Below are 10,054 nucleotides of genomic sequence, written 5' to 3'. Positions count from 1 at the left end.
CCATAAAGTACCATTTGCGTCGTTACGCTTGCCGCCAAAATACTCATCTACCCAAGTAAACTCCGTTTTTGGCGGCTTCGCAAGCCTTGCAACTGGCACTTTCTGACCAGACACATTACTTTTTACAAACATTCCCGACTTTATAGACGGGCACTAATTAGTCTCTGTCCACAAACTAAGCGTTTTTCAAGTGTTTGAACTAGAAAGTTCAAATTCAAGGCGTGTGAAAAATCTAAACCGCAGAATACTAATGTATTTGAGGATTTAGATTTTGAGCAACAACGCAGAAGTTGGACTTTATAGACAAACACTAATTAATGTTTTCCAAACAAATTTACACTTTTTCAAGGGAAGATTTGAGAAATTCAACACTTTTTCAAAGGAACTTTTGTTTCTAATTACATTTTTTCAAAGGAATATTGTCATTTCATCCCCCTTTTTAAGGAAAAAGCTCATCATAAATTACATTTACCTCATAACAGCAACGCATATCACCTCTTCGGATAGAAGAAATAACCCTGGCTGAAACCGGTTTCTCCCAAATTATTGAAAACATTCTCTCCGCAAAACCTTCTGAACAGTAACACAAAGCTGATGAATCCACTCCCTTATCATATTCTACCACAGGACAAACACAATGTTCCTTATTTTCATCAGCAATCAACACATTTGAAGTCTCATCAAAATTAATAATCCATCCCCACTCATCTTCAAGAAATTTAATAAACGCATCCACTTTACCTTTATACGGAGATAACAGTTCGTCCATTTTCAGATCATCAAAATGAGCAATTGAACAACTCTTTAAAACCGATCTAAGTGTTTCCTCATTCAGTTCATCCCCCATATTGGAGAGCAATTTACCCAGCCATTGCTCTGCCAATGGCTTACTCTGGTCATCGGCAGATGAAATACCTGATTCAGCTTGCCCCCCCCTTGCTGTGAAGCAGCCCATACAAGCTCCGGAAAGACATAAAGTCTTAAGAAAATCTTTTCTGGTAAAGGACATACCCTTATAGTTTTAGCGATTCTATCATTTTTCCGCTTGCCATTCATTTATCCTAATCACCGTAAAGGAATAGGCAGGCAACGCCACATCAAAAACCTCACTTACCGATATCTCATCAGTTATCGGGCAGGCATCTGTATCATCCGGATGCCCGCTCAAAACAGTGCGAACAGCTTTGGATGAAAAGGGTTCAGCCCCATCCATTTTAAGCTGCACATCAGCTTTAACCGGAAGAAGGTTGATCATTTTAACGATCATGTCATTGGTCTCACTGTCGCGAACCACCGAAACAGCAATTCGTTTTTCCACAGACTCACGTCCATCTGAAATTTGGATGGTATTGTGATAATAAACATCACCGGCATTTTGTCCGTAAAGCTTCTGGATGAAATAACCTACAGTTGGTTTAACTTCAATATTGTTAAAGTAAATCAGATCGGGGTTCCATTGTGTGTTGCCTTCCCGTGCCAGAAGAGGGGCATAAGAGGCCATTCGTACAACATCCCCGTTTCTCTCAAGGGCTGTCAGGTAAAGAGCTTCGGAAAGAGCTGTTTCCACATTGCGGGGCCGGCCGGGCAGGTGAGCTGCATATTCGCCCAAGTAAACATCAGGCCCGGAACGGTCGTATTTGTCATAATAGTCCTGGTTGTGAATAAACCATCCCGGAGGCTGGTAATAATGCTCATCTACCATAGGCAAATTCAGTTCACGGGCAAACTCCCACCCTCGGCGGTAATCAGATCCTTCCCAGAAAGGACCGACCGTACCTATAACCACAATCTCAGGATGTTGCTCTTTAATGGCTTCATAAATTAATTTAAAGCGTTCTTCAAATACATGTGAAATCAAGTCTTCATTTCCAACACCCAAATATTTCAGGTTGAAAGGTTCCGGATGACCGGCTTCAGCTCTTTTGCGACCCCACTCGGTATTTTTGTCCCCATTGGCCCACTCTATTAAGTCCAGTACATCCTGAATATAGCTATCCATCTGATTCATAGGAATTCCGCCCTGCTGTCCTGCTCCTCCACATGAAGAGTTCTGACAAGGAACGCCAGCCGCTACAATGGGAATAGGCTCAGAATCCAGATCTTCACAAAACTGGAAATATTCGAAAAAGCCCAGTCCCATCGACTGATGGTAATTCCAGATATTTCGCTGAGGTTTACGGGATTCCAAAGGGCCAATGGTGTTTTTCCAGCGATAGATATTGTCCAGTCCGTCACCATGAGCCACACATCCTCCGGGAAAGCGTAAAAACCGGGGCTTCATATCGGCAATTAACTGGGCCAGGTCAGCCCGCAGTCCATTTTTGTGACCTTTGAATGTATTTTGAGGGAAAAGCGAAATCATGTCTATTTCAATGGTATCGACACTTTGTGGCACCAAAACAAGACGAGCATCAGCAATGTCTTTGTCAGCACGAATAACGCCCTCTACTTTATCCCATTCACCGGATCTGACTATCACATTAGTTCCACCAACGGTTGCTCCTTCTTCATCGACCAGTTTAACAATCACTTTCACCTTCTCCCCATTTGGTGTCCTTCCAAACATGGAAAAGTTGTATTTCTCACCCTCTTTAAGCGGTATGCCATTGAAACCTTCATTCATAAGCCCATCGCCAACCTGCTTGGTCGTAAGAACAGCAAAGTGTTTGTTATTGGCATGGACTGGATGAACAGAATCTATGGTAAAAGTGGCATGTTCTCCTTGCACTCTCCAGGAATACATACTATTCCAGTCGGAATTACGGCCTCTGGTATCGGCCGGATCGTATTCAAAGCCTCGATTCTGCACCAACTCTGCATACAAACCTCCATCAGCTCCGTAATTGATATCTTCAAAAAAAACCCCCACCAGCTCATCACTAATGGCCTTGTAGTCTTGCATATCCACTCTTATCTCACCTTTCAGTTCCTTCAAATCTGCGAAACGTTGTGAATCCTGATCGGTGGTTTCATGATACAATTCCTGATTGTAAGCGGTCAGTTTTTCATGGTTGATGAGTTTTTCAATCTTCTCCCATGCCACTTTGTGAATGGTACCGGTCTGTGTAGCTTCTCTTAGGAATACCTCATCCCGGTTGTTTGGATAATCCTCTTTGGCAACCATATTGATCGAACCATAATAAATCAGATCGGAACTGCTTGCGTCATAATATTCTTCACCATTTGAATCGCTTTTCCAGATCACTGTGAACATATCGGTTCCCGAATTCTCAATAATAACCGGCATCAGGCAATTCTGCTCAAAGTCCAGTTCCGGATAAACCTGCGGCTGCCAGTGAATCAAATCTTTAGATGTAGCATAGGCAAAAGTGCTGTGCGAATTGTTCAAACTCCATACGCAATGCCATTCTCCTTCAGAATCTTTCATCAGAAAAGGATCATACATTCTTTTCTGGCCTCCCCAGGTTCCGTAATCGCTTTTAAGAAAGCTGTGCTCAGCCCCAATGGCATGCCAGTGCTCCCGATCCACGCTCCAGGCAAAATGAAGTCCATTGCGCCCCCCATTTTCCATGGTGGAATAGGCAAAAATGTAAGCTGAATCGGGATTGGAGGCCAAACTGACAGATTGAATACCAAATGTACAAATGAGTGCTATTGCAATTAGAAGAACTCGTTTCATCCGTTATTATTTTTGTAATTAACTGAACCAAAATAATTTAAAACCAAAATAGACCTGCTTCGCCTCCTCATATCATTTTTTAGGTCGCATGAATCTTGTAGAACCTGAAAAATAAAGACTCTATTCTCGCTTCATAACAAATAATCAATAGTCTATTAAAAAAAGCCTAATCAATAACTTACATTCAACTACTCCTGCCAGACAAGCAATTCATCATCAATCGATTGTAAAATACTTACAAAGTATTGAATAATATTACTAACATTAGAATTCGGCCTCTCAGCGCTTCAAACGATCGCTAGATTGCAAAATATAAGTTGCTTAACAAATCGATATAACATTATTTTAATTCAAAAAAGTCACTTGCATATAAACAATTAACTCACAAAACTTTTTCAACACTTCAACCGACTATTGATTGTTTATAATTCAAAAAATATTAAAATTATTTCATCCAACGTGGGTGAGAATCATTAAAAAAGTAAAAATCACTTTATATTCATAAAACAAACCTGATTTCATGAGTTCAACAAGACATATACCAGATTCAAATACGCAATGCAAAAGTCATCAACTCTTTTGAAAAAAAACGTGCTGCAAACAGAAGTTTGTACAGCACGTTTATTAACTCAATAAAATTAACATGCATTATTAACTTCCTCGAACTTCGTTTCGCAAATAATCTATTACGATGCTCAACTCCCTGCGAACAACAATCATTCTCAATAAACTTGATTCAAAAAAAAATAATACGGTTCAGGATTATATTTAATGGTCGTATTGAACTCGCAAGCTTGCTCGTTTCATCATTCCCTTCATCAATTTTATCTGCGGTTTATTATATATTTCATGATGTTTGAACATCTCATCACGAAAATTCATGAATAAATCATACTAATTCGTTTTAGAAAATTTCACAAGCACTGAAGAATGTTTGTCAAGTGTTTGACTAAAAACTCCATCTTTTACCGACTCCAGATGCTCACCTGTCCACAAGTTCGTAACAATTGCACTATCAGACACTCCGATAGTTTCTGTATTAACAGCCACTTCAAAAGTCTGTTGATTATCCGAAACATTGAAAAGAGCCAGATAAATCTCACCAGTTTTACCATTACTTGAAGTTACAGCAAGCTTTCCATCCTTCTGAAAAAGTTGCTTTACCCCTGTGCTTTCCTTGTGCATTTTCAATACTTCGCGATTGGTTAGCAACGAAAGGGTAAACTCATCGTTACTGGGCAAATCGCCACCAAACATAAGCGGGGAACGGAAGATTGTAAAAAATGACATCAAAGAATATTGTTCATCCTCGGTCAGACGGGTCATTCTATCATCTCCCCGTTCACCACGAATGGAGAGACGTCCCAGCGGTATCATATCACAATCCGGCCATGTACCAGCGCCTATATATGGATACCATCCCTGAGCAACCTCCATCAAATGGATGATGTGGTGCCATTGATCCCAAACATCGTCAACCATTCGCCACATATTGGCATGTTCTTTTACATGATCAGCCGCGTCCAATGGAGTGGCACCCGGAGAAGTACTTAAAACCATGGAACGACCACATTGGTCTATAGCATTCCGAATCATTTCCACTTCGCGTTGATGATAAGGTCTAGACAAATCATCTACTTTCACAAAATCAACTCCCCATTCAGCATACAAATCAAAAATAGAATTGTAATATTCCTGGGCACCAGGTTTGTCTAGAATGGTAAAATTATCCCGCAGCCATTTACATTGCAAATCGGTTGAATAAATCTGATCAGCCGTTATGCCGTCAGTACCCTTAATAGGCATTTTCTTCTCCACTGCAATTACTGGAACTCCCCGCATTATATGGATACCAAACTTCAGCCCCTTGCCATGCACATAATCAGCCAGATCTTTAAATCCTCTTCCATCCACCGCAGAAGGAAAACGATTTTCAGCGGGCAGATAACGACCATATTCATCTATCACATAGTCCGGATTGTCCTGATTGTAACCTCCCGCCTTACTATTCTCCACAAACCACCTGATATCTACAACAATATACTCCCATCCAAATTCTTTCAGATGTTCAGCCATGTAATCAGCATTGGCTTTTACTTCATTTTCTCTCACCGTGGGCCCGTAACAGTCCCAACTGTTCCACCCCATTGGCGGAGTCTGTGCCCACTCTTTAAACTCCCCTTTTTCGAAAGGCTCAGGCTTTTCTACAGAGCCCGATTTGCAGGAAAGCATCAGAAATGCCATCCCTAAAACCAGATAAATACTAAATACTTTCATATTACAAATTAAAGATTGCTAATTCCATACAAATCTGTCTTCATTCACTTAGGTGAAAAGACAAAAAACCGGGTTCCAAAACAGTTCCCGGTTTTTAAAAAAATCAAAAAATATTATTTACCATACCCGGGATTCTGACTAAAATCAGGATTCTTATCAATCTCTGACTTTGGAATGGGCATCCAATACATGGCCGGCGCATTAAAACTTCGCTCTTCCACTATTCTACCCGGAATATAACTCTTAGTGCCATCTTCCTGCTTAATGATTCGAACACCCGTGGCGTTTTTATTTAAATCGACTTCAGCATCCAGCCATCTGCGAACATCAAAATATCTGTGCTCTTCAAAGGCCAGTTCTACCCGACGCTCATTCTTGATTCTTTCCAACAGAGCTTCACCGGCATCTTCCACATCGGGCATATCGGCCCGTTCCCTAATCTCATTCAAAGCATTGCGAGCACCCTCTTCATCTCCGGTCATATAGAGGGCCTCTGCCAAATTCAAATATTGCTCTGCCAATCTCAACCAAACCCAATTTCTTGGGGTGAAATTCCAACTATTTGGAGAATAAGACTCGTCCATAAACTTACGAACATTATAACGCGTAAGACTGGTGTTCCAGGCATCCCGGCCAAACTCGGTATCCAAACCTCCCCCTGAAGGATTACCATTTGCATCTAAAGTAATCCAAGTTTCTACATCGCGGCCCATCCAGGGATCTCCATCACACAAAACATACGCTTGCAATCGTTGATCTCGATTTTCATAAGGATTGGATGCGTGTTCAGGGTTATCCCAGTCAAAAGAAGTCCCGTCACTCATCTCGAAACAATCAACAAATTCACTAATGGGCACATTTCCTCCCCACTGACCGTAGCCATTGGGTCCATTCGACTGATCCAGATAAGTAATACTTTCCCCATCAGCACTGGAAGTACCCTGTCTGGAAAAAATAATCTCTGCATTTCCTCCTTCCAAAAAAAGCTTCGTATAATTTTCCTTTACACTCTCATACTTGTCAAATAATCCATATCCATTGGCTAAAGCAACGTCAAGAGCTTCTTGAGCCGCATCAGCAGCAATTTGCCAACGTTCAGGATTGGGATTGGTATATCCAACGAGCGGATCAACACCCGATTTATTCATCAAAGGACTTGCGGCATACAACAAGATCCTTGACTTAAGCGACAATGCAGCAACACTGGTAGCCCGTCCTTTTTCGGAAGCCTCATAATTTGCCGGCAGCAATTTAGAGGCCTCATCAAGTTCAGACACCATAAAATCAACACATTCAGGATAGGTATTACGTTGCACACTCACAATCTCATCCTGATCATTCAGGTCAAAACTTTTCTCAATAATAGGCATTGCTCCCCATTTAGAAATTAAATCGTGATACATCAATACACGAATAAAGCGTACTTCTCCTATCAAACGATTTCTAAAAGTCTCATCTTCAAAAGACACACTCTCGACTTTTTCGAGAAACAGATTACAATCCGAGATGTTCCGCCACATGATTGCCCAGGTACGGTTATCCCATCCCCACCAACCGCCGTTCATACGACCGAGGTTGGACGGACTGACAAATCCCTGAGTATAAGGCTCACAGCCCCTGGACCATATTAATTGTGTTTCATCACAAACAGAACTCATCCAGGATTCAGTCCATCCGTGTCCTATCTGGTTATAGCGTGCATTTACAAAAGATTCTGCAAGATTGGGATCTCCAAACACAGCCTCTTCAGACATTTCTGTTAATGGTTGTTTATCAAGCATCTCATCACTACAACCTACAGAAAACAGAAATGCCAGTGAAATGATGGAATATATTATCTTTTTCATGTTTTCTTTTTTTAGAATGAAAGACTAAGACCAAAGTTGATAACTTTTGACTGAGGTGTACTCCAGGCGGCGAACCCCTGGTCCCCCTCTGTTGTCTCCGGGTCTGTATTTTTTAGTTCGGTAAATGTTAACAAGTTATAACCACTCACATACAATCTCAAATTATCAATAGGTAATCTTGAAACTACACGGTCTGGAAGTGTATAAGCCAACTGAACATTTTTTAGTCGCAAATAAGATGCATCTTTCAGCCAGAAAGTATTTTCCTGTCCGGTCACTGTTGCCTGACGGTCATAAACCCTGGGATAGGCGGAATTCGGGTTTTCGGCGGTCCAGCGGTTTTCATAGAAGTCCTTGGTAAAGTTACCAATGGTTCCTGATTCCCAGAAAATATATTGCCAAACATTCGAAGCCCCCTGCCAAAGGGTTGACAAAGACCACTGACGCCAGTCAACACCCAAATTCAAACCGTAAATAATCTCAGGAGTAGCTGTCTTATCAGGCCTTATTTGGTCATCTCCGTCAATCACTCCGTTGTCATCCACATCACGAAACTTAATGTCTCCCACTTCTGCACTAGGCAAATGTGGATAATTATTCAAATCTTCCTCTGTTCGGAAAATACCGATCCCATCATACATTAACCAGTTAGCACCAATAGATTTTCCCGTAATCGCCTGCCAATCCAAAACCCCCTCCGGTTCATCCATATAAGTAATCTCACTCTTGGCATAAGAATAATTGGCTGATGCATTTATCCTAAACTCTCCAAATCGTTTTGTAAAGCCAAGAACCACCTCATAACCTTTGGCTTCTGCCTCTCCAATATTTTCATCGGGCAATGCCAGTCCTGCATATTCGGGTATGGCAGCATTGCGTTGTGCCAGAATATTCTCCCGTTTTGTTTGAAACAAATCAAAATCGAAGGTAAACATATCCAGGAACCGGGAATCAAAACCAATGTTCGTGGTGGTAGCAACCTCCCAGGTAACATTCGGATTTCCTGTTCTGTTTTGCCAAACTCCTGTTATAGGCTGGGGAGTACTCCCGCCTAAAATAGCAGGCCTATCAAAAGTATAAGTGGTCATATACTGGAACGGAGCAATTCTGTCATTCCCCATCTGGCCCCAACTACCACGGAGCTTAAAATAATCAAAAGCACCTATATTTTCCTTCCAAAAAGGCTCTTCCGAAATTCGCCATCCTCCGGATACTCCGGGAAAGAATCCAAAACGATTTCCCTTGGGGAAATTCTCAGAACCATCATACCTCCAATTAAATTGCAATAGATACTTCTCGGAAAAGTTGTAATCCACACGTCCAAAATAATTCTGATGGGCCGACTCTGAAGAGGTACCATCATTTTGGGCGGTAGTCTGGTCACCAGCAAACAACTGATCTATTATGGTAGAAACATAATCCTGACGACTGCCATAAAGATAATCATATCGACTTTCGTACTGCTCATAAGCGACAAATGCATTCAAATTATGAACATCATTAAAGGAGTGCTCATAGTTGATCCGAAAATTGGATGTAAACCCAACATTCTGATTCATATTCTCCTCCAGAAACGCATTGGATGGGCCAAATTTCTTGGGCACATACTCATCATTAAGTTTTTCATACAAATAAAAAGCTTTCTGAAAGTGCTTATAAAAATTATCATCCCTGTCAATATAAATATTTCCTCCTACAGACAGCCCGTTGGTAACAAACGGCAAATCCCACTCAAATTGTAAATCGGCATTAAACACCGAAGACTTATTATCCTGATACCCCATAGCTCCGTTGACAGCTGTGTAAGCATTAAAGTCGTCTTGAGCGGCTACAACCGGATAATCTGTTCCCGGCCAGAAAATATTAGCACGCGGATCATATTTCACCAGATATCTCCATGTCCATTCGCTGCTGTAATGATTTCCATTGCGATCTTCCTGACGTGCAGCGATATTAACCTTAAAGCGCAGGTTTTCTGTGGCTTTAATATCAACATTTGACCGTAAATTATATTGCTCGTAATAGCTTGCACTATTCTCGTAATAATTATCGTCGAACTGATAACCAAGGGAGAAATAATACTGAATAACCTCACCCCCGCCTGATGCGGATAAATTGTGCCTGGTTTGGGTTGTCCAATTTTTCAATACCTTATCCAGTGCATTTACATTAGGATAATTTTCTGGGTCCTGACCGTTACGGAACAATTCAATCTGTTCATCCGAGTACATAGGTTCTCGGCCATAAACACCTGTTTCAATTTCGTTAATCATTTCTGCAAACTGCCATG

The 10,054-nt window shown here is 41.3% G+C and carries 5 protein-coding genes; all 5 read right to left on the bottom strand.

Going from position 1 to position 10,054, the window contains the following annotated elements; translation table 11 throughout:
* Positions 1-439: 439 nt before the first annotated feature.
* Entirely contained in the window at positions 440-1,009 is a 570-nt protein-coding gene (locus QZZ43_RS15885; protein WP_291861437.1) for a hypothetical protein, read from the bottom strand.
* A gap of 24 nt (positions 1,010-1,033) precedes the next feature.
* Positions 1,034-3,640, bottom strand: a complete 2,607-nt coding sequence (locus tag QZZ43_RS15880) for an alpha-L-arabinofuranosidase C-terminal domain-containing protein (RefSeq protein WP_291861435.1) — start codon at positions 3,638-3,640, stop codon at positions 1,034-1,036.
* 894 nt (positions 3,641-4,534) lie between these two features.
* Positions 4,535-5,917 carry a glycoside hydrolase family 27 protein gene (locus QZZ43_RS15875; protein ID WP_291861434.1) on the bottom strand — a complete coding sequence of 461 codons (1,383 nt, stop codon included), beginning with the start codon at positions 5,915-5,917 and terminating at the stop codon, positions 4,535-4,537.
* A gap of 113 nt (positions 5,918-6,030) precedes the next feature.
* Positions 6,031-7,764 (bottom strand): RagB/SusD family nutrient uptake outer membrane protein, encoded by a 1,734-nt coding sequence (locus QZZ43_RS15870; RefSeq protein WP_291861432.1) that lies wholly within the window; start codon positions 7,762-7,764, stop codon positions 6,031-6,033.
* 11 nt (positions 7,765-7,775) lie between these two features.
* Positions 7,776-10,054 (bottom strand): SusC/RagA family TonB-linked outer membrane protein (locus tag QZZ43_RS15865; RefSeq protein WP_291861430.1); only part of this gene is annotated, 2,279 nt, incomplete at its 5' end.

This window comes from Marinilabilia sp. (assembly GCF_016278715.1).
Classification (GTDB): Bacteria; Bacteroidota; Bacteroidia; order Bacteroidales; family Marinilabiliaceae; genus Marinilabilia.
Note: the sequence above shows the minus strand (reverse complement) of the source record. Positions and strands in the feature narration are given on the sequence as shown.

Bases quoted from the DNA above. Each gene is read 5' to 3' on its own strand.
- QZZ43_RS15885 (WP_291861437.1), bottom strand. From the start codon at position 1,009: ATGTCCTTTACCAGAAAAGATTTTCTTAAGACTTTATGTCTTTCCGGA.
- QZZ43_RS15880 (WP_291861435.1), bottom strand. From the start codon at position 3,640: ATGAAACGAGTTCTTCTAATTGCAATAGCACTCATTTGTACATTTGGT.
- QZZ43_RS15875 (WP_291861434.1), bottom strand. From the start codon at position 5,917: ATGAAAGTATTTAGTATTTATCTGGTTTTAGGGATGGCATTTCTGATG.
- QZZ43_RS15870 (WP_291861432.1), bottom strand. From the start codon at position 7,764: ATGAAAAAGATAATATATTCCATCATTTCACTGGCATTTCTGTTTTCT.